The sequence below is a fragment of the Streptococcus mitis SK1080 genome (assembly GCF_000220085.1).
Lineage (GTDB): Bacteria > Bacillota > Bacilli > Lactobacillales > Streptococcaceae > Streptococcus > Streptococcus mitis_K.
This window is the reverse complement of record NZ_AFQV01000021.1, coordinates 13,635-36,466: the sequence shown is the minus strand read 5'-3', so window position 1 is coordinate 36,466 and position 22,832 is coordinate 13,635. Positions and strand designations below refer to the sequence as shown.

The 22,832-nt window shown below is 40.5% G+C and carries 19 protein-coding genes and 1 pseudogene; 6 read left to right on the top strand and 14 right to left on the bottom strand.

The genetic code is table 11. The features are described 5' to 3' along the window. The 3 genes and pseudogenes from folP to HMPREF9957_RS08615 form a co-directional block, all read right to left on the bottom strand. Entirely contained in the window at nt 1-975 is a 975-nt protein-coding gene (gene folP, locus HMPREF9957_RS08625) for a dihydropteroate synthase (protein ID WP_000240969.1), read from the bottom strand. Nucleotides 976-1,068: 93 nt separating this feature from the next. Then, a pseudogene (locus HMPREF9957_RS13785) lies at nt 1,069-1,775 on the bottom strand (lysostaphin resistance A-like protein). Between the two features lie 51 nt (nt 1,776-1,826). Next, nucleotides 1,827-3,245, bottom strand: coding sequence for an NCS2 family permease (locus tag HMPREF9957_RS08615; RefSeq protein ID WP_000359252.1), 1,419 nt, complete (start codon nt 3,243-3,245; stop codon nt 1,827-1,829). A 304-nt stretch (nt 3,246-3,549) separates the two neighbouring features. Between HMPREF9957_RS08615 and HMPREF9957_RS08610 the strand changes: the two genes are divergently transcribed. The 6 genes from HMPREF9957_RS08610 to HMPREF9957_RS0102465 all read left to right on the top strand — a co-directional run bounded on the left by HMPREF9957_RS08610 (nt 3,550) and on the right by HMPREF9957_RS0102465 (nt 9,143). Then, a complete protein-coding gene (locus HMPREF9957_RS08610) occupies nt 3,550-4,362 on the top strand; it encodes a Cof-type HAD-IIB family hydrolase (protein WP_025170710.1) in 813 nt (270 codons plus the stop codon). 376 nt (nt 4,363-4,738) lie between these two features. Further along, nucleotides 4,739-5,758, top strand: a complete 1,020-nt coding sequence (gene adhP / locus HMPREF9957_RS08605; RefSeq protein ID WP_000649181.1) for an alcohol dehydrogenase AdhP — start codon at nt 4,739-4,741, stop codon at nt 5,756-5,758. Nucleotides 5,759-5,995: 237 nt separating this feature from the next. Further along, the gene (locus tag HMPREF9957_RS08600; RefSeq protein WP_000021976.1) at nt 5,996-6,997 is read left to right on the top strand and encodes a PTS sugar transporter subunit IIB; all 1,002 of its coding nucleotides are present in this window, start codon (nt 5,996-5,998) and stop codon (nt 6,995-6,997) included. Between the two features lie 17 nt (nt 6,998-7,014). Further along, the gene (locus HMPREF9957_RS08595; RefSeq protein ID WP_001095147.1) at nt 7,015-7,812 is read left to right on the top strand and encodes a PTS mannose/fructose/sorbose transporter subunit IIC; all 798 of its coding nucleotides are present in this window, start codon (nt 7,015-7,017) and stop codon (nt 7,810-7,812) included. A gap of 15 nt (nt 7,813-7,827) precedes the next feature. Further along, a complete protein-coding gene (locus tag HMPREF9957_RS08590; protein ID WP_000829619.1) occupies nt 7,828-8,742 on the top strand; it encodes a PTS system mannose/fructose/sorbose family transporter subunit IID in 915 nt (304 codons plus the stop codon). Nucleotides 8,743-8,756: 14 nt separating this feature from the next. Beyond that, the gene (locus HMPREF9957_RS0102465) at nt 8,757-9,143 is read left to right on the top strand and encodes a DUF956 family protein (protein ID WP_000248235.1); all 387 of its coding nucleotides are present in this window, start codon (nt 8,757-8,759) and stop codon (nt 9,141-9,143) included. Nucleotides 9,144-9,422: 279 nt separating this feature from the next. Here the strand turns inward: HMPREF9957_RS0102465 and HMPREF9957_RS08585 are convergent, their stop codons facing one another. The 11 genes from HMPREF9957_RS08585 to fusA all read right to left on the bottom strand — a co-directional run bounded on the left by HMPREF9957_RS08585 (nt 9,423) and on the right by fusA (nt 22,507). Continuing rightward, on the bottom strand, nt 9,423-10,232 hold the full coding sequence (locus HMPREF9957_RS08585; RefSeq protein WP_001022273.1) for a Cof-type HAD-IIB family hydrolase: 810 nt from the start codon (nt 10,230-10,232) through the stop codon (nt 9,423-9,425). Beyond that, nucleotides 10,222-10,992, bottom strand: coding sequence for a DeoR/GlpR family DNA-binding transcription regulator (locus tag HMPREF9957_RS08580; protein ID WP_000284185.1), 771 nt, complete (start codon nt 10,990-10,992; stop codon nt 10,222-10,224). Before HMPREF9957_RS08580 ends, HMPREF9957_RS08585 begins: the two co-directional genes overlap by 11 nt. A gap of 183 nt (nt 10,993-11,175) precedes the next feature. Beyond that, complete coding sequence (gene pepC, locus HMPREF9957_RS08575) at nt 11,176-12,510, bottom strand: aminopeptidase C (protein ID WP_000991646.1); 1,335 nt, start codon at nt 12,508-12,510, stop codon at nt 11,176-11,178. A gap of 111 nt (nt 12,511-12,621) precedes the next feature. Beyond that, a complete protein-coding gene (locus tag HMPREF9957_RS08565) occupies nt 12,622-13,344 on the bottom strand; it encodes a pseudouridine synthase (RefSeq protein WP_004242492.1) in 723 nt (240 codons plus the stop codon). Nucleotides 13,345-13,617: 273 nt separating this feature from the next. Continuing rightward, on the bottom strand, nt 13,618-13,848 hold the full coding sequence (locus HMPREF9957_RS08560; RefSeq protein WP_000901569.1) for a GlsB/YeaQ/YmgE family stress response membrane protein: 231 nt from the start codon (nt 13,846-13,848) through the stop codon (nt 13,618-13,620). 9 nt (nt 13,849-13,857) lie between these two features. After that, nucleotides 13,858-15,099 carry an aminopeptidase gene (locus tag HMPREF9957_RS08555; RefSeq protein ID WP_000243911.1) on the bottom strand — a complete coding sequence of 414 codons (1,242 nt, stop codon included), beginning with the start codon at nt 15,097-15,099 and terminating at the stop codon, nt 13,858-13,860. A gap of 21 nt (nt 15,100-15,120) precedes the next feature. After that, complete coding sequence (locus HMPREF9957_RS08550; RefSeq protein WP_000776629.1) at nt 15,121-15,273, bottom strand: hypothetical protein; 153 nt, start codon at nt 15,271-15,273, stop codon at nt 15,121-15,123. Nucleotides 15,274-15,293: 20 nt separating this feature from the next. Continuing rightward, nucleotides 15,294-15,572 carry a type II toxin-antitoxin system YafQ family toxin gene (locus tag HMPREF9957_RS08545; protein ID WP_000913058.1) on the bottom strand — a complete coding sequence of 93 codons (279 nt, stop codon included), beginning with the start codon at nt 15,570-15,572 and terminating at the stop codon, nt 15,294-15,296. Further along, a complete protein-coding gene (locus HMPREF9957_RS08540) occupies nt 15,565-15,828 on the bottom strand; it encodes a type II toxin-antitoxin system RelB/DinJ family antitoxin (protein WP_000047860.1) in 264 nt (87 codons plus the stop codon). The genes HMPREF9957_RS08545 and HMPREF9957_RS08540 overlap by 8 nt, the downstream gene beginning before the upstream one ends. A gap of 102 nt (nt 15,829-15,930) precedes the next feature. Beyond that, nucleotides 15,931-20,322: a PolC-type DNA polymerase III gene (locus tag HMPREF9957_RS08535; protein ID WP_000071440.1), complete on the bottom strand. Its 4,392-nt coding sequence runs from the start codon at nt 20,320-20,322 to the stop codon at nt 15,931-15,933. 103 nt (nt 20,323-20,425) lie between these two features. Then, a complete protein-coding gene (gene fusA / locus HMPREF9957_RS08530) occupies nt 20,426-22,507 on the bottom strand; it encodes an elongation factor G (protein WP_000090354.1) in 2,082 nt (693 codons plus the stop codon). Nucleotides 22,508-22,832: the final 325 nt, after the last annotated feature.

The window sequence follows — 22,832 nt, the reverse complement described above, 5'->3', positions numbered from 1 at the left end:
TTATTTGTATTGTTTTAAATCTAAATTTTCCGCTTCATCAGCCAGACGAATAGTGGAGGCAATTTCAACTGCCATTCTGTGACTAGCTACGTTATGCACGCGCACCACTTCTACTCCCTGCCTCGCAGCGATACTAGTTACATGAGCCGAAGCCGTATCTCGATTACGGAAACCAAGTTCCGTCTCAGGATTGACTTCAAAACCATTCTCCTCTAGGATATTGATGACAAATCGCTTGCGCGACACTCCAAGAAAGATTGGATAGCCCTTCTGATGTAGTTTATCCAAGTCCCGTAAAAGAAGCAGATTTTCTTTCTTGGTCAGACCAAAGCCAATTCCTGGATCCAACAGGATATTTTCTTGTGCGATTCCAGCTTGATTCGCTCTCGCTAAGGCTCTGTCAAAGAAAGCCTCCAGCAACTCTTCGATTGGCAATTTTTCGAAGTCAGCTAACTCTTCCTCTGTAAAAGCTTGATTAAATCCAAAATGAGGGAATATGAGCGAGCTAGGATGCTGAGGTCGAGCCATAACTGGATTAAACATGATGACTACTTTCGCTCCAGCCTTAGCTACCACATGGGCCATTTTTTCATCACCCATAAGACCAGTGATATCATTGACTAGATTGGCACCAGCAGCCAAAGCAGCCTCTGCCACCTGACTCTTCCAAGTATCGATAGAAATAAGGACATCACTTTCCTTGCGAATCGCTTTGATCACTGGAACAACTCGCTGGATTTCCTCTTCTATCTCAACATAGCTACTTCCCGGCCGAGTCGATTCTCCGCCGATATCTAGCATACTAGCCCCTTCTGCTATCAATTTACGAGCCTGCTGGAGTGCCTGCTCAAGAGCAAAAAATTGACCACCATCCGAAAAGGAGTCTGGGGTTACATTGATAATTCCGCAAATAGCTGTCTTTGCATGATTTGCTTTAGTTGACATATCGGTCACTCCCTCAAGGCTTTTCACCATATTATTTCTCTATTTTACCATAAAAAGAAAAAGATGGACACGATTGCATTCATCTTTTTCCCAGTAGAAACATGTAAGCAATTGTCAAAAATCTTAAACAGAAATCCCTAATGTCCGACTCATGATCACCACAAGAGCCAACAAACAGAAAGCAACCCCATTCACAATCATGTGAGGCAAGATAGACATTTCCAAACGTTGGGTCTTGTAAGCCGTCCAAGACAGAACGATCGACATACCTCCATAAATCAATAAAGAAGGTAAATTACTTGGTTGATGCAATAAAGCAAACACAATCGTACCGACTACAAATCCCCAGCTCTCCTTACCTCTGAAAACCTTTTTAGGAATAATCCCACGGCACAAGATTTCCTCACAAATCGGAGCAAGTAGGGCTAGCAAGAAGAAACTAGAAATCAAAGAGCTATTTTGAACCATATCGTTAATCTGAGACTGGTTAGCTGTTGTCGTCTCATTTGACAGTTGTAACAAGATAGAACCAAGTATATTTGAACAGATAATGACTAGATAACTCAAGCCCAAACGTGCCAAATCCTTAGCTCTAAAAAAAGAAAATTAAAACTTGCTAAGTGCGTTTTACGAGCTCCAATGATAAATAGCGCTAAAATCACAATTGAAATACCAGCAACTATCAATCCTGACTGTAACAGTGGTACTGCATTTAAAGTTAAAATAGCAGTAACCCCTATAGGAATCTGATATAAAATTGTCGCCAGCAAAAAGATTAACAGCCAGCCTGTACGATTCAATAATGCTTTCCACATATTTTTCTCTTTCATCACCTATCTCCTCTGTATTAAAAAAGGGGGAAATCCCCCTGGGTTATACTATTATAAGGCCATACTGATGTAGTTAAGGATAAACAAAGCATCCAAAATCCAAATCATGACATGGACATCTTTAGCTTGACCTTTAACAATCTTAGTCAAAGTGTAAGTCAAGAAACCAACTGCAATCCCTTGAGTGATAGAGTAGCTGAATCCCATAAAGATAGATGTGAAGAAAGCAGGAACCGCTTCAGACATATCATCCCAATGAATATTTTTCAAGCTAGCCAACATCATAATCCCAACGATAATCAAGATTGGAGCTGTAGCGGCTGTTGGTACAATCGCTAGAAGTGGACTAAAGAAGCTTGAAATTGCAAAACAGATAGCTACAACCAAGGCTGTCAAACCAGTACGTCCACCTGCACCGATACCAGCAGCAGACTCAACATAAGTCGTTACGTTTGAAGTACCAGCTACTGCACCAATTGTTGTAGCAATTAAATCAGAATAAAGAGCTTTGTCCAATTTAACTGATTCATTGTTCTCACCTTTAGAAGCAATGATTCCAACTTTTTCACCAGTACCAATTAGAGTACCAATTGTATCGAAAATATCTGTTAATGAAAAGGCAAGAATAGCCATAAGAGTCTCAGGTAAGCGAGCTGTATCTGAAATCAAAGCTCCTAAACCTTCTGAACCAAGAGCTGCACCAAAAATTTTCTTCAAATCTTCTACCGCAGCACCCAAGTGATTATTTGAAAAATCAATGCTAGAAATATTAACTAAACCTACTGCAATTGCAAGAACTGTTGTTGTTAAGATAGAAAGGATAATCCCTCCCTTAATCCCTTTGATGACAAAGAAGATAGTAATAGCAAGTCCTGCAAGAGCGACTAAAACAGCTGGATTATTAAAGTCAACCAATCCTGGAACCGCTGAAGAGTTTGCTGCAATCGTTGCTTGAGCTTTGTCAGCCCCTTCTCCTATAACAGTATAGTTACCTGGATCAATCGTAAATTTCAAAAGTCCAGCATTCTTAATCCCTACGTAAGCAAGGAAGACACCGATACCTGCTGAAATAGCTGAACGAAGAGCAGTAGGAATGGATTCAATGATCATTTTGCGTACATTTGTCAAAGTAATAATCAATGAAATAATACCACAAATGAAAACCATAGCCAAAGCTTCTTGCCAAGAATAACCAAGTCCAAAGACAACTGTAAAGGTAAAGAAAGCATTCAGTCCCATACCTGGTGCTTGGGCATATGGTAAGTTAGCATAAAAAGCCATCATAAGAGTTCCTACCACAGAACCAATAATCGTTGCTAGGAAGATACCCTGAGCAGGCATTCCTGTTTGCGAAAGAATTTGTGGGTTTACAAAGAGAATATAGCTCATTGCAAAGAAAGTTGTTAAACCAGCGAGAACCTCTGTACGAACGTCTGTACCGTTCTCTTTTAGTTTAAATAATTTGTCCATCATCAATCTCCTTTTAATTTTTACGAACAATAATAGAATTATATCATTTATCATTCACTTTTTCAATATCTTTGTTTGATTTATTGAAGAAAATGATATAATTTAATTTTTTGTTTCGACTCTGCTTTTCTACCTGCTTTTTGTTATAATAGAAGACATCTTATACTCAATGCAAATCAAAGAGCAAACTAGGAAGCTAGCTGCAGGTTTTTCAACACACTGTTTTGAGATTGTTAATGGAAGCTGGCGTGGTTTGAAGAAATTTTCGAAGAGTATTATCTGGAAAGACACTAGAAAGGTCCATATGACGAAAAAAATTATTGCAGTTGACCTGGATGGAACCCTACTCAACTCAGACAGTCAAATTTCTGACTTTACCAAAAAAACCATCAAAAAAGTTACTGAAAAAGGCCATCAAGTTATTATTACGACAGGGCGCCCTTACCGAATGTCAAAAGATTTTTACCGTGAACTAGGCTTAAACACTCCTATGATTAATTTCAACGGCTCCCTCACTCATTTACCAGACCAAGTTTGGAACTTTGAAAAGTGTTTGACCGTAGACAAAAAATATCTGCTAGACATGGTTCAACGTTCAGAGGACATTCAAGCCGATTTTATCGCTGGAGAATACCGTAAAAAATTCTACATTACAAATCCCAATGAAGAAATTGCCAATCCCAAACTATTTGGGGTAGAAGCTTTCCAGCCTGAAGATCAATTCAAGCCTGAATTGGTGACCAAGGACCCTAACTGTATCCTCTTGCAGACCAGAGCCAGTGACAAATATGCCTTGGCAAAAGAAATGAACGCCTTCTACCAGCATCAACTGTCTATCAATACCTGGGGAGGTCCGCTCAATATCCTTGAGTGTACCCCAAAAGGTGTCAACAAGGCCTTTGCTTTGGACTACTTGCTCAAGGTAATGAACCGTGACAAAAAAGATTTGATTGCTTTTGGAGATGAGCACAACGATACCGAAATGCTAGCTTTTGCTGGGAAGGGCTATGCCATGAAAAATGCCAATCCAGAGCTACTCCCTTATGCAGATGAGCAAATTGCCCTGACCAATGACCAAGATGGAGTTGCCAAAACCCTGCAAGACTTATTCTTATAGTCCATACTGATACTCAATGAAAATCAAAGAACAAACTAGGAAGCTAGCCATAGGTTGCTCAAAGCACTGCTTTGAGGTTGTAGATGAAACTGACGAAGTCAATAACCATATATACGGCAAGGCGAAACTGACGTGGTTTGAAGAGATTTTCGAAGAGTATGACCAGCTTGCGAGCTGGTCTTTGTGCTCTTTTCACAGTCTCATCAACCAGTTAATCGATTGTTCTATTTTTTACCCCCAAAACCTTGGAAAAGGCTTTCTTTTGTGATATACTTCACATATAAATACAAGAGAGCTCGTCACACTCGACTCTGTTGACACAAAATCAATCCAGTCCCGTTGTCCCTGTTCTCGGTCAATATAAAGGAGGATAGCTATGAAAGCTGTTGTTGTAAATCCAGAAAGCACTGGTGTTGCTGTTGAAGAAAAAGTGCTCCGTCCACTTGAAACTGGGGAAGCACTTGTAGAAATTGAATACTGTGGTGTTTGCCACACTGACCTCCACGTTGCCCATGGTGACTTTGGTCAAGTACCAGGACGTGTTCTTGGCCACGAAGGTGTTGGTATCGTTAAAGAAATTGCCCCAGATGTTAAAAGCCTTAAAGTCGGCGACCGCGTCAGCGTTGCTTGGTTCTTTGAAGGATGTGGTACTTGCGAATACTGTACTACTGGTCGCGAAACCCTTTGCCGTACAGTAAAAAATGCTGGCTACTCAGTAGACGGTGGTATGGCTGAACAATGTATCGTAACTGCAGACTATGCTGTTAAAGTTCCTGACGGACTTGATCCAGCCCAAGCTTCTTCTATCACATGTGCTGGCGTAACAACCTATAAAGCGATTAAAGAAGCAAAAGTTGAACCAGGCCAATGGGTTGTTCTTTACGGTGCAGGTGGACTTGGTAACCTCGCTGTTCAATACGCTAAAAAAGTATTCAATGCTCATGTTATCGCAGTTGATATCAACAATGACAAACTTGCCCTTGCAAAAGAAGTAGGCGCTGACATTGTGATTAACGGTCTCGAAGTTGATGATGTACCAGGACTCATCAAGGAAAAAACTGATGGAGGAGCTCATTCAGCTGTCGTAACTGCTGTGTCTAAAGTTGCCTTCAACCAGGCTGTTGACTCAGTTCGTGCCGGTGGTCGCGTCGTCGCTGTTGGTCTTCCTTCTGAAATGATGGAACTCAGCATCGTGAAAACAGTTTTAGATGGAATCCAAGTCATCGGTTCTCTTGTCGGAACTCGTAAAGACTTGGAAGAAGCCTTCCAATTCGGTGCAGAAGGTTTGGTAGTCCCAGTTGTTCAAAAACGTCCAATAGAAGATGCCGTAGCCATTTTCGACGAAATGGAAAAAGGTCAAATCCAAGGACGTATGGTACTCGACTTCACCCACTAATCTAATAAAAACCTATTTCAAAAGTTGGAATGCGCTTCCAACTTTTTTATATTAAATTTTAAAATAAGGATTCAAAAAAGCTCTCCCAAAACTTAATATATCAATATTTTTAAACGTAAGCTTTTTAATCATTTTATGATAAATAGTTGATTTTTAGATGAAAACGGTTTATACTTAAAAAGTCTTAAAGTTTTCTTAAACAATGGGCACAACATTTTATAAGGAGGAATGACAATAATGAGTATTGGAATCATTATTGCGAGCCACGGCGAATTTGCTGCGGGTATTCATCAGTCAGGATCTATGATCTTTGGTGAACAAGAAAAGGTTCAAGTTGTAACCTTTATGCCAAATGAAGGTCCTGATGATCTATACGCTAAGTTTAATAACGCTGTTGCTGCATTTGACGCAGAAGATGAGGTTCTAGTTTTGGCTGACCTTTGGAGTGGATCTCCATTTAACCAAGCTAGTCGCGTGATGGGAGAAAATCCTGAGCGTAAGTTTGCCATCATCACAGGACTGAACTTACCGATGTTAATTCAAGCCTATACAGAGCGCCTGATGGACGCTGCTGCAGGTGTAGAAAAAGTCGCTGCGAATATCATTAAAGAAGCCAAAGATGGCATCAAAGCTCTTCCAGAAGAGCTAAACCCAGTTGAGGAAGTAGCAAGCGTTGCAGCTGCTCCAGTTGCCCAAGCTGCGATTCCAGAAGGAACTGTTATCGGTGATGGGAAAATCAAGTATGTCCTAGCTCGTGTAGATACTAGACTCCTACATGGACAAGTGGCAACCGGATGGACACGTTCTAGCAACCCTGACAGAATTATTGTTGTTTCTGATACAGTATGTAATGATAAATTACGCACTAACATGATTAAGCAAGCTGCTCCTAGTGGAGTTAAAGCTCATGTAATTCCAATTAAAAATATGGTGAAAGCTAATAATGATCCACGTTTTGGAAACACACGTGCAATGTTGTTATTTGAATCTGTAGAAGATGCCTTAGCAGCTATTAAAGCTGGAGTTGAAGTAGAAGAAATTAATCTTGGTTCTTCTGCCTATAAAGAGGGTAAAGTTAATGTTACTAAAGCTTTATCATTCGATCAAAAAGACATTGATGCCATTAAAGAGTTGCAGAAGCTAGGTGTCAAATTTGATGTTCGTGGTGTCCCAAGTGATAGTCCATCAAATATTGATACTTTAATTAAATCAGCTGAAAGCAAGTTAGCAGAAAAATAATATAGGAGTATATCTAAATGAATACAATGCAAATTCTTTTAGTCGTTATTGTTTCTTTCATTATCGGCTGTAGCTCAGTTAACGACCAGATTGAAACTTATCAACCCGTTATTGCTTGTTCCTTGATTGGTCTAGTAACAGGAAATCTCGAATTAGGGATTATGTTAGGCGGTAGTCTTCAATTAATTACCATGGGATGGGCTAACGTTGGTGCCGCTATGGCTCCAGACGCTTCTCTTGCAGCAGTTGCCTCAGCAATCATTCTAATCCAAGGAGGACAGGGTACTAATGGTATCGGTTCTGCTATTGCACTTGCAGTTCCCCTAGCTGTTGCTGGACTCGGTTTAACTATGATTGTTCGTACTGCTACAGTATTTATCGCACACGCAATGGATAGTCGTGCTGAGGCTGCAGATATTGCTGGTATTGAAAGATGGCATATGATTGGTATGTCTTTACAAGGTCTTCGAGTTGCAATCCCAGCTTTACTTCTAATGCTAATTCCATCTGAAGTTGTTCGTAGTGGTCTAGAGTCTATGCCACAATGGCTAACAGCAGGTATGACAATTGGTGGTGGTATGGTTGTTGCCGTTGGTTATGCCATGGTTATCAACATGATGTCTAGCCGTGAAGTTTGGCCTTTCTTCTTCCTAGGTTTCGCTTTAGCAGCTATCAATCAATTAACCTTAATTGGTCTAGGTATTATTGGTGTCTGTCTTGCAATCATCTACCTTGCTCTTGAAGCTAGCGGTACAAATAGTTCTTCTAATAATAACTCTGGTGATCCACTCGGAGACATTCTAGAAGACTTTTAATCAGGAGGGAATAAAATGGCTGAAAATAAAATTAATCTTACAAAATCAGATCGCTTTAAAGCTTTCTTACGTTCATACTTTCTTTTAAGTTCATTTAACTATGAGCGTATGCAGAATGGTGGTTTCGTTTATACCCTAATTCCTGCAATTAAAAAATTGTATACTTCTAAAGAAGACCGTGCTGCAGCTTTAAAACGTCATTTAGAGTTCTTCAATACTCAACCATTTATGGCTAACCCAATTTTTGGAGTCACTCTAGCACTTGAAGAAGAAAGAGCTAATGGAGCTAACATCGATGACGCTGCAATTTCTGGTGTTAAAATTGGTATGATGGGACCTCTTGCTGGAGCTGGAGACCCACTATTCTGGTTTACTCTCCGTCCTATTTTCCTTTCACTCGGTGCAAGTTTAGCTATTTCAGGGAACATATTAGGACCAATCGTTTTCTTTGTACTTTGGAATGCTATGGTTGCAGCAGTTAAATGGTATAGCCAAGAATTTGGATACAAAGCAGGGACAGCTATCACTGACGATTTATCAGGGAACTTACTTCAACAAGTTACACGTGGTGCTTCAATGATGGGGATGTTTGTTATTGGTGCTTTGATTCAACGTTGGGTAAGCATTACATTTACACCTGTAGTTTCTACTGTAAAACAACAAGAAGGTGCTTATATTGATTGGGAAAAATTACCTGCTGGAGCAGATGGTCTAAAAGAAGCTTTCACTCAGTTCGCATCTGGTAGATCTTTAGATGTAAATAAAGTTACAACTTTACAAGATAACTTAAATCAATTAGTTCCAGGTTTAGCTGCGTTAGCTTTGACTTTCCTATGTATGTATCTCCTTAAAAGAAAAGTATCTCCAATCGTTATTATTTTAGGTATCTTTGTTCTAGCTATTGTGCTTCACCTCATTCACCTTCTATAAAACAAAACTGACTTATGGTAAATTCTTTAAATACAACTGTAGATTATACTATTAAGGGCACTTGGTTTCGCGAAGGCCCTATCTATGGTAATATTCTAATTGGGGATCAATCTTTTGAATTTTATAATGATACGAAGTTACACGATTATATTCAAATTCCTTGGACGGAAGTAACTTTTGTAATTGCAGATGTTTATTTTGGTGGAAAATATATCCCACGATTTGAAATTCGTACAAAACAAAACGGTAGATTTCGTTTTTCTAGTAGAAATAGTCGTAATACATTAAAAATAATTCAGAGGAGAATCCCAAGGGAAAAGTTACGAAAAGCTCCTAGTATCATCTCAACACTTAAATTGGGCTTTAAAAATCTTTTTAAACTTATTGTTAAGAAAAAATAGTTCAAAATTCGCTCCAAACTTATAAATAATAAGCTCTCTATCAACTCAGTACTGTTGTGGAGAGCTTTTTAAGTATTTAAGTTTCTTCAGTAGAAATGAAACGAAGAGGTAGCATTTTATAATTTCTAAACTAAATGGAGTACTGTCTCAGCTATAACCCCTGCTAAAAATGTTCATAATTTACTCTGTTAGATCATGTTTCATAACAATTCTTTTTTAGACATCCTTTCAAAAAGCATTTTCTTCTAAAAGGTATTACATTTTAAATCCAACTTAATTCTAATTTGTAAAAACGACCTGTTTTATAACTTGACTTACACCGTGTTCATCGTTACTTGATGTGATGATATTTGAATTCGATTTAACTTGTAAAGGTGCATTCCCCATAGCAACACCAAGACCAGCAGTTTCAATCATAGGAAGATCATTAAAATTATCACCAATTGTCATAACCTGCTCTAAAGTAAGACCGTAGTATTCTACCAACTCCAACAAAGCTTGTTTCTTAGATACGCATTTATTAGTTACTTCAAGATAATTATCTTTTGATAAATAAAAGTCTGTTTCAACAAAATTCATTTCAGACAATATTTTTTGAACTTTCTGAATAGTTTTAGATTCATCTATTAGTAATAATTTATGGATAATAGTATCTTCTTTTTTGATAAAATCTGATACATTAGTTACTATAGGAGTCTCACCAGTAATTCTTGCTTCATTTTTTACCCATTTATTAAAAGACTCTACAATCCAATCTTTTCCAGAATAAATATTGATAGACACTGTTGGAAACTCTCTTATAATAAATTCATATATGCTTATGAATTCTTTTTGATTAATGGAATGCTGGCTTAAAATTTTATCTCCTTTTGTAATAAGTGCTCCATTATAGCAAGCTATTGGCTCATTTTGTATTCCCAATTCTTGAACGATTGATGCCATACCAAGAGGTGATCGTGCAGAAGAAAGTATAAAAGGAATTCTTTGTTCCTTTAAAGCAGGCATGAGTTCAATTAATTTCGTGTCTACTTGGTGTTTACTATCCAAAATTGTACCATCAATATCGCTTATAATTAGTTTAATGTTCATTATTACATCCTCCCTTCGGGTATAAAATAATAGTATTTCCCTCTAACTGTTTCTCTAATTCCATGTCTGGTTTTTTATCAGTAATCCAATAATCAAAGTCTGTTAATTTACCAAGAACAAAATGAGAGTGCCGATTTATTTTACTAGACTCAGCTAGTAAGATACGAATTTGGCTAGATTTAAAAGCTCTTTTTTTAACTAAAACATCTTCTTGATCCTCATAACAAACTAATCCATTTTCTATGCTAGCAGCTCCAAAAAACGCTAGATCTAGATGTATCTTTTCTAAAGCTTTTGTTTCCTCTAGAGAATAATAGAAACGATTTTTTTGATGAAACTTTCCGCCAAGTATATGAAACTCAATTTTCTCTTTTCCTCCTAGTATAAGAGCATTATCTAATGAATGGCTAAATACAGTGACTTTTTTGTCAACTTGTTTAGATAAAACTAGCATAGTTGTTGAAACATCTAAAAATAGAAAATCTCCGTTGGAAATTAGTTCATTAGCAAGCAATGCCATTTTCTGCTTTGATTCAGGAAATTGTTCTGTTCTACCTTGAAAACCAAGAATAGGCTGTCTATTAATAGGTAGTAATCCACCGTGTGTTCGTTGCGCTCGTTTTTCTCTTGCTAAAATTGCAAAATCTCTTCTAATCGTATCTTTTGATACATTGAAATGTTTTACCATTTCCTTTGCACTTAAACTCCCTTTTTCATCTAAAAGTTTCAGAATTTGCTCAAGTCTTTGTTCTTGATACATAACACAACCTCCTCTTATATATATTCTACTCCTTACGTAAGTGTTTGTCAATAATTTTAAGCGTTTTTAAGCACTTTAGTACTTTATAATTTGAACAAGATGATATCTTTCTTCGGTATCATGTAGTAATCAAGCAACATAAAAGGAACCAGGTTCTAAGCCTGATTCCTTTTTTCTATGCTTTTATTCTGCCAAGGCTCCCATTGGATCCCAAGGTGCAAGTACGATTGGTTCTGCTTCATAGGCAGCTTGTTCTTCTGCTGTCAGCAATTCTTTGCGAACAACGATTTGGTAAGTGTATTCGTCCATCCAAGCGTCTGAGGCAACAAAGTAACCATCTGCACCAACCTTGTCTCCCCATGAGTTTTCAACCTTCCACTTGGTTGACTTGCCATTTTCATCCAAGTCAACACCTGTCAAGACCATAGCGTGGGTCATTAAGCTTTCGCTATAGTCCAAACGTCCAGCCTTGTCTTGAGTGAGTTGAATGTCCATGCTTGATTCAAAGTCATAAACATCTGTCGCAAGGATTCCAGCTTTGCGGTTGCTGAGCTGACCAACATCAGAACCAAACCAAACAGTCTCACCTGCTTGCATTTGGGCAATCGCTAATTCTTTCAAGCGCTCCATCGGCACGTTGATGTAGCGAACTGCACGGCTACCAACCACATTTCCCAACATCTCAACTGTGTAAGATTTACCGTATGGTTTATCAGCAGTTGGAGCATTGATAACAGAAACGTAATCTTCTAGTGGAAGATTGACATATTTCTTGTAAAATTCTTGTGGAGTAATGCTCTTTTCACTTTGGTAGTTGTTATCCTTATCACGATAAGCAAAGTCAAATTTACGTGGTGGAAGACCTAGTGACATAGCAAGGAAATTAAAGATTTCTTGCAAGAGGTCTTCTTTCTTAGCTTGAACAGTCGCTTGGTCTGCGCCAGAAGCGAGCAAGTCACGCAAGATTTGAGCATCTTGACGAAGCAATTTGTTGAGAATGGCATTTAGCTCACGACTGCTGCTAGATGAAACAGACTCAGGATAAACTGACTTAGGCACGACACCGTATTTCTCAAAGAGAGATACCACCATATCCCATTGACCACCATCTTGTTGAGGTGTTTGAAGTAGGAATTTAACCTTACGGCTCGTCAAGTCTTGGTCTGCAGTCGCAATGACTTGCTCCAAGAACCAGTTGGATTTCTCATACTTGTCCCAAAAGAAAGTGTGGGCCTGTGACAACTCAAAATTTTCCAGCTTGTATTGAGAGATGAGTTTGTGGCGGAAAGTGTTAAGAGCTGCAAACATCCAGCAACGACCAGATGCTTTCTGGTTAGTTACCTTGTCCTTGGTCAAATCCAATGAGAAAACAGGGATGTTGTCTACATGGCTTTGGCGACGTTCTAGGGCTGCAAAAATTCCATTGTGACTAGCAGCATTTTCAATCGCTTGGTATTTTACATTTGCTTCATAGTTGGCAAATAGTTTATCTGTAAATGATTCTTGAATCGCGTTCATAGATTCCTCCTTTTATTCTACAGTCTATTATAACTCTTTTCACAAAGGAAGCAACTGAAAAACATAAAAGGCAAGGACATTGTCTCTCACCTTTTTCGAATATAAACTAAATTAAGCAATACTAGCACGGAGATCTTCTAATTCTTCCTTGGTCAAGCGGCGCCATTCTCCTCGCTGCAAGTTCTCATCTAAAACTAAAGTTCCCATAGTCAAACGTTGCAAGTCTACAACTTCCTTGCCACAGTAGCCCACCATACGCTTGACCTGATGAAACTTCCCTTCTGCAATGGTCACACGGATTTGGCTTTGATTTTTTTCTGTATCTATGGACACAAGCTCCAGTTTAGCGGGCTGACAAGTAAAGTCTTTGAGAGGAATACCCTCAGCAAATGTCTCCACATCTCCTTGGGTCATGATTCCCTTGACCTGAGCCAGATATGTCTTGTCCACATGACGCTTTGGCGAAAGAAGAGCATGAGCCAGCTGACCATCATTGGTCAAGAGCAAAAGACCATGCGTGTCAATATCCAAGCGTCCTACTGGGAAAACTTCCTTGCTCCGAGCAATGTCATCCAGCAAGTCCAGAACGGTTCTGTGCTTAGGATCCTCAGTCGCTGAGATAACTCCTTGGGGCTTGTTCATCATGTAGTAGACAAACTCTTCATATTCCAACACTTGCCCATCAAAGCGAATCTCATCTCTTTTTTCATCAATCTGCAGTTTTGCTGATTTTTCTTTTTTACCATTTACCGTCACGCGCCCAGCCTTGAGCAAGTTTTTGACCTCAGTCCGACTTCCCACAGCGCAGGCAACTAAAAATTTATCTAATCTCATAGAACTATTATATCATATCATATCAAAAGGAGGCTGTCTCAATGACTAACCTCCTTTTCGTTTCATACTCTTCAAAAATCTCTTCAAATCGCGTCAACGTCGCCTTGCCGTATATATGGTTACTGACTTCGTCAGTTCTATCTGAAACCTCAAAACAGTGTTTTGAGCTGACTTCGTCAGTTCTATCTACAACCTCAAAGCAGTGCTTTGAGCAGCCTGCGGCTAGTTTCCTAGTTTGCTCTTTGATTTTCATTGAGTAGCAGATTTAAGAAATTAACTTCCTCGTCTCCAGAAAATCGCTAAGACAATCATGGAACCTAGTACTGCCGGAATAATGGCAGTTCCTGCTATTATCGGTCCCCAAGTCCCAAAAAGCAAGTGGCCTATAAAGGCACCAATCCAGCCTAGAAACATTTTTCCAAAACATCCCATGTGTTCTCCACGATTGGTCAGAGTACCTGCTAAAAATCCCACTAGGAGACCAACGAACATACTTCCTAACATATTATCTCCTTAATTTGCCCAATCTCCGTTACGGAAGAGTGGTACACGTGTCCCATCCTCACGGATACCATCGATATCCATTTGGTTAGAACCAATCATAAAGTCTACGTGAACATCTGAACGGTTAAGCCCCGCAGCTTCAAGCTCCTCTTCGCTCATCTCCGCTCCACCAACTACGCTAGTCGCATAGGCTGCACCGATAGCCAAGTGATTTGACGCATTCTCATCGAAAAGGGTGTTAAAGAAGGTAATGCCTGACTGAGAAATTGGGCTTGGATCTGGTACCAAGGCACATTCACCCAAGGCACGCGCACCCGTATTTTCAAAGACAAGGTCTTTCATGACTTGATCGCCTTTTTCTGCAGTGATATCCACAATTTGTCCATCCTTGAAGGTTACTTTAATTCCTTCGATGATATTTCCATTATAGCTAAGCGGTTTTGTAGAAGTGACATAACCATCTGCACGACGGAAGTCAGGCGCTGTGAAGACTTCCTCTGTCGGCATATTTGGCAAGAATCCTTCGCCCTGTGCATTGATAGCACCAGCTGATTCCCAAACATGGTTTTTCGGCAAACCAAGTGTCAAATCTGTCCCTGGCGCTGTGTAGTGAAGGGCTGAAAATTGTTCTTTATTAAGCATATCGGCCTTGCTCTTTAAGATAGCTGCATGCTCTTCCCAAGCCTTAACAGGATCTGCTTCGTAGACACGGCAAGTTTTGAAAATTTGGTCCCAAAGGAGATCGACTGCTTCTTCATCGCTCGCAGCATTTGGAAAGACTTTCTTAGCCCACTTAAGTCCAGCAGCGGCTGCTACAGTCCAGCTAACCTTGTTGGATTGAGTTGCAATACGCATTGGCTTCATGGCAAGTCCCATAGCTTTAGCAGAAGCTGAAAGCTTGTCAGCATCCACACCGTTCAAAGCACCTGGATCAGATGAACGAACTCCGAGACGGCTAGCCTTGTTCTCCAAGAGATAGTTCATCTCAGCAATCTTGTATTCTGGTACATTATCCAGACACTCCATCGGTGCATGGAGGAATTTCTCACGGTTGATGACATCATCTGTCCACTGAACGATAACCTCATGCGCACCCAAAGCGTAAGCTTCTTTCACGATTAGATGTGCTAACTCGCGTTGCTCCACATCGATAGAGAGAGCCAAGGTGTGACCAGGTTGCACATTGATTCCATTCGCAACCAATAATTTCGCATATTTTTCTAGATTTTCTTTAAAATTTGGTAAAACCATGTTGTCTTCTCTTTTCTATTTTTATTTTTCTTTCAAAGCAGAAAGTAGCCCTGCTAGTGCAATAGTACCTGACAAGAGTGCTGTTGATAGAAGAATTGTACGATCAGCAAGTTCTAATTGATATTCAAATACCTTCTCAGCCGGCTTATCTTCCGCAAAAATTCTTAGTTTCATGAGAATCCCCTTAAAATTTATTAAAATAAATCACTATGACTGCCTTTCCTCAGCAAATTTAAAATCAATTCCGACTTGTCTACTTTATAAACCAAAAGCCAATCTGGCTGGGTATGGCATTCACGAACTCCTTGAAAATGCTTGGATGCCGTCAATTGATGATCACGATATCTAGCAGGAAGTTCTTTTTCTTGAACAAGAAAATTTAAAACTTCTTCTAATAATTCTGCCTTCAAACCACGCTTCATAGCCAACTTAAAATCTTTTTTAAACTGTTTATGATAACGAATCTTAAGCACGCAAATCCTCCATCAAGTCAGAGACTGATTCAAAAGACTGGCTCATATTACGATTTTGATCTAAATCCGTTAACACTTGGAGCAACTTCCGATTTTCGTCTAGTCTAACATCAAAAGGTAATCCCTGATATTGAATAGCCTGACGAAGAAAAATATTGATAGCTGTTGTCATATCCATTCCCAGGTTATTAAACACCTGTTGGGCCTGCTCCTTGACCTCACTATCCAAACGGATACTCATGCTCGTCTTTGACATACTCTCACCCTCTTTCTATAGACTATTTTAACAAAAAAGAAAGCCAATGTAAATCTATTGGATATACATTAGCCTCTTTGAATAGATGATTAAACAATTCTCTTAAAACAACTCATCAAACAAACTCAACTGGTTATCCTCTGGCATATTTCCGAGAATGCCCATTTCATCCATCTTTTCAACCAATGTCGATGAGAGTCCACCACGCTTGCGTAGTTCTGTTTTAGAGAGGAATTCTCCCTCTTCACGCGCTCGCACCAATTGCTTGGCAACGTTCTCTCCCAGACCATCCATAGCAACGAATGGTGGAATCAGTGTATCTCCGTCAATGATGAATTCAGTCGCATCACTACGGTAGAGGTCTAACTTCCCAAACTTGAAACCACGTTCCCACATTTCATTGACAATCTCAAGAGTTGTATAGAGGTCAATCTCCACATTAGAGGCCTCATTGTTCTTCCGTTTTTCAGAGATTTCTTCCATTCTGCGCTTGATAGCATCCAAGCCCGCCCCCATGGTCTTGATATCAAAAGCCTTAGCACGGATCGAGAAGTAAGCACAGTAGTAATAAATAGGGTGATGAACCTTGAAGTAAGCTACACGAAGAGCCATCATAACGTAGGCTGCCGCATGGGCTTTAGGGAACATGTACTTGATTTTTCCACAAGATTCGATATACCACTCAGGAACATTGTTGGCCTTCATAGCTTCGATATAACCATTGCGCTCTTCTTCAGAGATTTTGAGCCACAAGCCCTTACGTACCCGTTCCATAATGGTAAAGGCCATCTTAGGTTCCAGACCCGCATGCATGAGGTAAACCATGATGTCGTCCCGACAACCGATAACGGTCGACAGGTCCGCAATTCCTTGCTTGATTAAATCCTGGGCATTTCCCAACCAGACATCAGTACCGTGGGACAATCCAGACAACTGCAGCAACTCCGCAAAAGTCGTTGGATGCGTCTCATCTACCATTCCACGTACAAAGTTGGTTCCAAACTCAGGAATCCCCAGCATGCCCGTAGGCGTTCCGATTTGCTCAGGTGTCACTCCTAGCACATCAGTCCCAGAAAAGAGGGCCATTACGCCTTCGTCATCCATAGGAATTTCATTAGGATCAATCCCAGACAAGTCCTGGAGTTTTCGAATCATGGTCGGATCATCATGTCCCAGTACATCAAGTTTGAGGACGTTCTCATCGATATCGTGGAAGTTAAAGTGAGTGGTCTGCCATTCAGCCGTCACGTCATCTGCTGGATACTGGACAGGCGTAAAGTCGTAAACATCCATATAGTTAGGAATAACAACGATTCCCCCCGGGTGTTGTCCTGTTGTCCGCTTGACACCAGCTGCACCTTGAGCAAGGCGTTCCACCTCTGCATCACGATAAAACTTCCCGTAGTCTCTCTCGTAGCCCTTGACAAATCCATAGGCAGTCTTAGCAGCTACCGTACCAACCGTTCCCGCACGGAAGGCATATTCCTCACCAAAGATATCACGCACATCCAAGTGGGCGCTAGGCTGATCCTCTCCCGAGAAGTTCAAGTCAATATCAGGAACCTTGTCTCCATCAAAACCAAGGAAGGTTTCAAACGGAATATCCTGTCCGTTTTTACTGAGTTTGTGACCACAGTTTGGACAATCCTTATTGGGCATATCAAATCCTGAACCGTACGAACCATCTGTGATAAACTCACTGTACTGACACTGACCACAGACATAGTGAGGAGAGAGAGGATTAACCTCCGTAATCCCAATCATGGTCGCAACGAAACTAGATCCTACAGACCCACGAGAGCCAACCAAGTAACCCCGTTCATTGGAACGTTGAACCAGCATCTGCGAGGCCAGATAAATCACAGCAAATCCATTCCCCAGAATGGAAGTCAATTCTTTTTCAATCCGCAAATCAACAATATCTGGCAGCGGATTTCCATAAATCTCGAAAGCTTTCTTATAGGTCAATTCAGCGACCGTTTCTTCAGCCTTGTCAATGAAAGGCGTATACAAGTCACCCTTAACAACCTCAACGGGTTCAAAGATTTCTGCCAAAGCATTGGTGTTTTCAATAACCAATTTGCGAGCTAATTCCTCTCCCAAGAATGCAAATTCATCCAACATTTCATTAGTCGTTCTAAAATGAGCTTTTGGAAGAGGAGCGGGTTGGGCATGTTCGCCATGACCAATAGTTCGGTTAATCATCGCCCCCTGTCCCAAACTACGGACGATAATTTCACGGTAAATCTCTTCTTCTGGTTCGATATAGTGGACATTTCCCGTAGCCAAAACGGGCTTGCCAAGACGGTCTCCCACCTCTATCAAACTCTTGATAATGGTCTGGAGTTCTTCCATATCCTTGACCTGCTCCTTGGCAATCAAGGGAGCATAGATAGCTGGTGGCATGACCTCGATAAAGTCATAATACTTGGCCACCTCAACCGCCGCATCCACACCTTGGGAAACAACCGCATCAAAAACTTCACCTTCTGAACAAGCCGACCCCAGAATCAATCCTTCCCGATGGGCATCTAAAACTGTTCTCGGAATTCGTGGCACCCCTTCAAAATACTTGGTATTGGACAAAGAAACCAACTTAAAGATATTTTTTAGACCTACCTGATTCTTGACATAAATAGTCGCATGCTTGATCCGAGCTTTTTTATAAGAATCTGGACTAATCAAATCAATATTAAGTCTAACTAGATCAGTCACACCATGTTTTTCTGCTACCTCTTTGATAAAGATGAAGAGCAGACGACCAGTAGCTTCCGCATCGTAGTTGGCCATGTGGTGATGTTCTAAGGCCACACCAAAACGCTTGGTCAAAGGTCCCAAACCATGACGCTTATACTCAGGATAGAGGTTTCTAGCAAACTCTAACGTATCGATAACTGGCTGACTAATCCTTGGAAGACCATGACGCTCATAGTTGGCATTCATAAATCCAACGTCAAAGGTAGCATTGTGGGCAACTAAGACCGTATCCTTGCAGAATTCTTGGAATTCTTGCAAAACTTGTTCCAGTGGTTTGGCATTTTTGACATGGTCATCTGTAATTCCAGTCAACTCAGTAGTAAAAGCTGACAAGGGATGTCCAGGATTGATAAATTCATCAAATTCAGCAATAACATTCCCCTTGTACATCTTAGAGGCCGCAACCTGAATCAAATCATTATAGATAGCTGAAAGCCCCGTCGTTTCCACGTCAAAGACCACGTAGGTCGCTTCCGACAAGTCCATCTCCACTTCGTTGTAGACGATAGGGACACGGTCCTCCACGATATTGGCTTCCATACCATAGATCAGCTGGATTCCCGCTTTCTTAGCAGCCTTATAGCCATGTGGGAAGGACTGAACATTTCCATGGTCTGTGATGGCAACCGCCTTGTGTCCCCACTTAGCAGCTGTCGCAACGATTTCTTCTACCTCTGGTAGTGCATCCATGGTCGACATATTAGTATGAGCATGAAACTCAACCCGTCGTTCTCCTTCTGGCATTAAATCCTTCCGCTCATAGTGAATAACTTCCTGCACGTCTTGCACGTTCATAGTCAAATCGCGTGTGAAGTTATTCATCTCCACATTCCCACGCACTCGGAGCCAAGAATTTTTCTTGATTAGATCAAATTTCTGAGCCTCTTCCTCATTCTTAACCCACTTTTGCATCGAAAAACTTGAAGTGTAGTCCGTCATTTTAAAATTGATTAAAACACGACCTGTTCTGGTCACTTTTTGCTCCATATCAAACACAACCCCTTCAAAGACCAGACGATTCTCCTCCGTCGTCACTTCGATCATAGGAGTAATCTCTGCCTTATCCAGCTTTGGTTTAGCTACAGCTTTTTTCGCTTGAAAATCAAAGGCTGGCTTCTCTTCCGCTGGAGGAGGTGCCATCTGTTCCAGTTGTTCCATAGCACGGAGCGCTTCCTCATTGGCCGCTTGAACAATCTGCTCATTTTCAGCGTGAAAGGCCTCTTCCTGCTCTTGGGTCAACACATCATTTTTCTCTACTTGACAGTTGAAAGTTGGAAAACCAAACTTTTCAAGTTGTTTGGCTAAATTAGGAAGGTGATTTTTCTTAAAATGTTCCTTATCAATCGCCTCTGAACCTTCAATAAATAGTTGATTGCCTTCAGCACGAACTTGCAAATTCTGATAAAGAGATTTAAAGCCTTGACTAGCACATGGACCCTCAGAAAAAGCCTCTCTATAGTAGGACTGTAAGAGTTGGTTTGAAAAATCTTGAGACAGAGTCTTGATTTCGAAAACAGCTTTATTGCCTGTCTTAGAAAATTCCTCACTCAGCCCTTTCTTTAATTCTAAAAAGATTTCAATCGGTAAAATATTAGAAAATACGAAATGAAACTCCCATACCTTACTAATTTTATGAACCACAACTCGCTCAATATCAGCCTGTAATAAAGCAGGATCCTGTCTCATTTCAGCAGACATCCCCAATTGATTCATCAAAATTTCAAAACTATTTGACATTCATTTTCCTCACATTATTCTCCTACTATTTTACCATACTTAGAGGTATTTTCTAAAGACAAAAGGAAGCCACTAAGTGACTTCCTTCTAGAGTGAGGACTGATTAGTCTTCACCTTTATTTTTCTTAATGATTTCTTCTTGTACTGACTTAGGTACATCTTCGTAGTGGTCAAATACCATCATGAATGTACCACGTCCTTGAGATGCAGAACGAAGAACTGTTGCGTAACCGAACATTTCAGCAAGTGGAACGTAAGCACGAACGATTTGGCTGTTACCATGTGCTTCCATACCATCTACACGTCCACGACGAGCAGTTACGTGACCCATAACATCACCAAGGTTTTCTTCTGGAACAGTGATTGTTACAAGCATCATTGGCTCAAGGATAGCTGGTTGTGCTGATTTAGCAGCTTCTTTAAGGGCAAGTGAAGCCGCGATCTTGAAGGCAGTTTCAGATGAGTCGACATCGTGATATGAACCATCGTAAAGCTTAGCTTTAACGTCAACCATTGGGTAACCTGCAAGAACACCGTTAGCCATAGATTCTACCAAACCTTTTTCAACCGCTGGGATAAATTCACGAGGAACCACACCACCGACGATTGCGTTTTCGAATTCGAATCCTTTACCTTCTTCGTTTGGAGTAAATTCAATCCATACATCACCGAATTGACCTTTACCACCAGATTGACGTTTGAAGAATCCACGTGCTTGAGTAGAAGCGCGGAATGTTTCACGGTAAGATACTTGAGGAGCACCTACGTTCGCTTCAACTTTGAACTCACGACGCATACGGTCAACAAGGACGTCAAGGTGAAGCTCACCCATACCAGAGATAACTGTTTCACCAGTTTCAACGTTTGTTTCAACGCGGAATGTTGGATCTTCTTCAGCCAATTTTTGAAGGGCGATACCCATCTTATCTTGGTCAGCTTTAGATTTTGGCTCAACCATCAATTGGATAACTGGTTCTGGAACGTTGATTGACTCAAGGATGATTTTAGCTTTTTCATCTGTCAATGAGTCACCAGTTGTAGTATCTTTCAAACCAACGGCAGCAGCGATATCACCTGAGTAAACAGTGTCGATTTCTTGACGGCTGTTAGCGTGCATTTGAAGGATACGTCCGATACGCTCACGTTTACCTTTAGAAGTGTTCAATACGTATGAACCTGATTGAAGCACACCTGAGTACACACGGAAGAATGTCAAACGACCTACGAATGGGTCAGTCATGATCTTGAAGGCAAGAGCTGCAAATGGCTCTTCGTCAGATGCTGGACGAGTTTCTTCAGCGTCTGTATCTGGGTTAATACCTTTGATAGCTGGGATATCAAGTGGGCTTGGAAGGTAGTCAATAACTGCATCAAGCATCAATTGAACACCTTTGTTCTTGAAGGCAGAACCACACAATACTGGGAAGAATTCAACGTTGATAGTCGCTTTACGGATACCAGCTTTCAATTCTTCGTTAGTGATTTCTTCACCTTCGAGGTATTTCATCATCAATTCTTCGTCAGTTTCAGCAACTGCTTCAACCAATTTTTCACGGTATTCTTGAGCTTGGTCAAGGTATTCAGCTGGAATATCTTCTTCAAGGATATCTGTACCAAGGTCGTTAGTATAGATTTCAGCTTTCATCTTGATCAAGTCGATGATACCACGGAAGTCATCTTCAGAACCGATTGGCAATTGGATTGGGTGTGCGTTTGCTTGAAGACGATCGTGAAGTGTGCTTACAGAGTAAAGGAAGTCAGCACCGATTTTGTCCATTTTGTTGGCAAATACGATACGTGGAACTCCGTACTCAGTTGCTTGACGCCAAACTGTTTCAGTTTGAGGCTCAACACCTGATTGTGAGTCAAGAACGGTAACCGCACCATCCAATACACGAAGAGAACGTTGTACTTCGATTGTGAAGTCCACGTGTCCTGGTGTGTCGATGATGTTTACGCGGTGGTTGTTCCATTGAGCTGTTGTTGCAGCAGATGTGATAGTGATACCACGTTCTTGCTCTTGCTCCATCCAGTCCATTTGTGACGCACCTTCGTGAGTTTCACCGATTTTGTGGATTTTACCAGTGTAGTAAAGAATACGCTCAGTAGTTGTTGTTTTACCAGCATCGACGTGAGCCATGATACCGATATTACGAGTTTTTTCAAGTGAAAATTCGCGTGCCATGAGGTTTGTTTCTCCTATTTATTTTGATTTCTATTCTATTATAACACGATTTTAATAAAAACGGATAGGCAGGACCTACCCGTTCTCAATGTTTTCATGCTATTGTTGGTTTCAACTTGTAGATTTACAAGTTGAATTGAACTCGGGCTAAAGTTAATTAGCCGATTTGAGCCGGAACGGGATGCTGTGTGAAAAAGATAAACTTCCTTGTATTCGTCGAATACTGCGTCAGTTTCCTATTTTCACCTTGCATCCTTACCGTTCCTAGCATCATGATATAGTTGAGCTCAAGCTAAAAGTCTGGAGAAAAAGATGAATCTCATTG

What these genes read in the sequence shown, in the direction of transcription:
- HMPREF9957_RS08555 (WP_000243911.1), bottom strand. Translation starts at nt 15,099, where the DNA reads ATGGTTTTACCAAATTTTAAAGAAAATCTAGAAAAATATGCGAAATTA.
- HMPREF9957_RS08540 (WP_000047860.1), bottom strand. Translation starts at nt 15,828, where the DNA reads ATGTCAAAGACGAGCATGAGTATCCGTTTGGATAGTGAGGTCAAGGAG.
- adhP (WP_000649181.1), top strand. Translation starts at nt 4,739, where the DNA reads ATGAAAGCTGTTGTTGTAAATCCAGAAAGCACTGGTGTTGCTGTTGAA.
- pepC (WP_000991646.1), bottom strand. Translation starts at nt 12,510, where the DNA reads ATGAACGCGATTCAAGAATCATTTACAGATAAACTATTTGCCAACTAT.
- HMPREF9957_RS08610 (WP_025170710.1), top strand. Translation starts at nt 3,550, where the DNA reads ATGACGAAAAAAATTATTGCAGTTGACCTGGATGGAACCCTACTCAAC.
- HMPREF9957_RS08615 (WP_000359252.1), bottom strand. Translation starts at nt 3,245, where the DNA reads ATGGACAAATTATTTAAACTAAAAGAGAACGGTACAGACGTTCGTACA.
- HMPREF9957_RS08595 (WP_001095147.1), top strand. Translation starts at nt 7,015, where the DNA reads ATGAATACAATGCAAATTCTTTTAGTCGTTATTGTTTCTTTCATTATC.
- HMPREF9957_RS08580 (WP_000284185.1), bottom strand. Translation starts at nt 10,992, where the DNA reads ATGTATCAAGAACAAAGACTTGAGCAAATTCTGAAACTTTTAGATGAA.
- HMPREF9957_RS08600 (WP_000021976.1), top strand. Translation starts at nt 5,996, where the DNA reads ATGAGTATTGGAATCATTATTGCGAGCCACGGCGAATTTGCTGCGGGT.
- HMPREF9957_RS08535 (WP_000071440.1), bottom strand. Translation starts at nt 20,322, where the DNA reads ATGTCAAATAGTTTTGAAATTTTGATGAATCAATTGGGGATGTCTGCT.
- folP (WP_000240969.1), bottom strand. Translation starts at nt 975, where the DNA reads ATGGTGAAAAGCCTTGAGGGAGTGACCGATATGTCAACTAAAGCAAAT.
- HMPREF9957_RS08590 (WP_000829619.1), top strand. Translation starts at nt 7,828, where the DNA reads ATGGCTGAAAATAAAATTAATCTTACAAAATCAGATCGCTTTAAAGCT.
- HMPREF9957_RS0102465 (WP_000248235.1), top strand. Translation starts at nt 8,757, where the DNA reads ATGGTAAATTCTTTAAATACAACTGTAGATTATACTATTAAGGGCACT.
- fusA (WP_000090354.1), bottom strand. Translation starts at nt 22,507, where the DNA reads ATGGCACGCGAATTTTCACTTGAAAAAACTCGTAATATCGGTATCATG.
- HMPREF9957_RS08565 (WP_004242492.1), bottom strand. Translation starts at nt 13,344, where the DNA reads ATGAGATTAGATAAATTTTTAGTTGCCTGCGCTGTGGGAAGTCGGACT.
- HMPREF9957_RS08550 (WP_000776629.1), bottom strand. Translation starts at nt 15,273, where the DNA reads ATGAAACTAAGAATTTTTGCGGAAGATAAGCCGGCTGAGAAGGTATTT.
- HMPREF9957_RS08560 (WP_000901569.1), bottom strand. Translation starts at nt 13,848, where the DNA reads ATGTTAGGAAGTATGTTCGTTGGTCTCCTAGTGGGATTTTTAGCAGGT.
- HMPREF9957_RS08585 (WP_001022273.1), bottom strand. Translation starts at nt 10,232, where the DNA reads ATGAACATTAAACTAATTATAAGCGATATTGATGGTACAATTTTGGAT.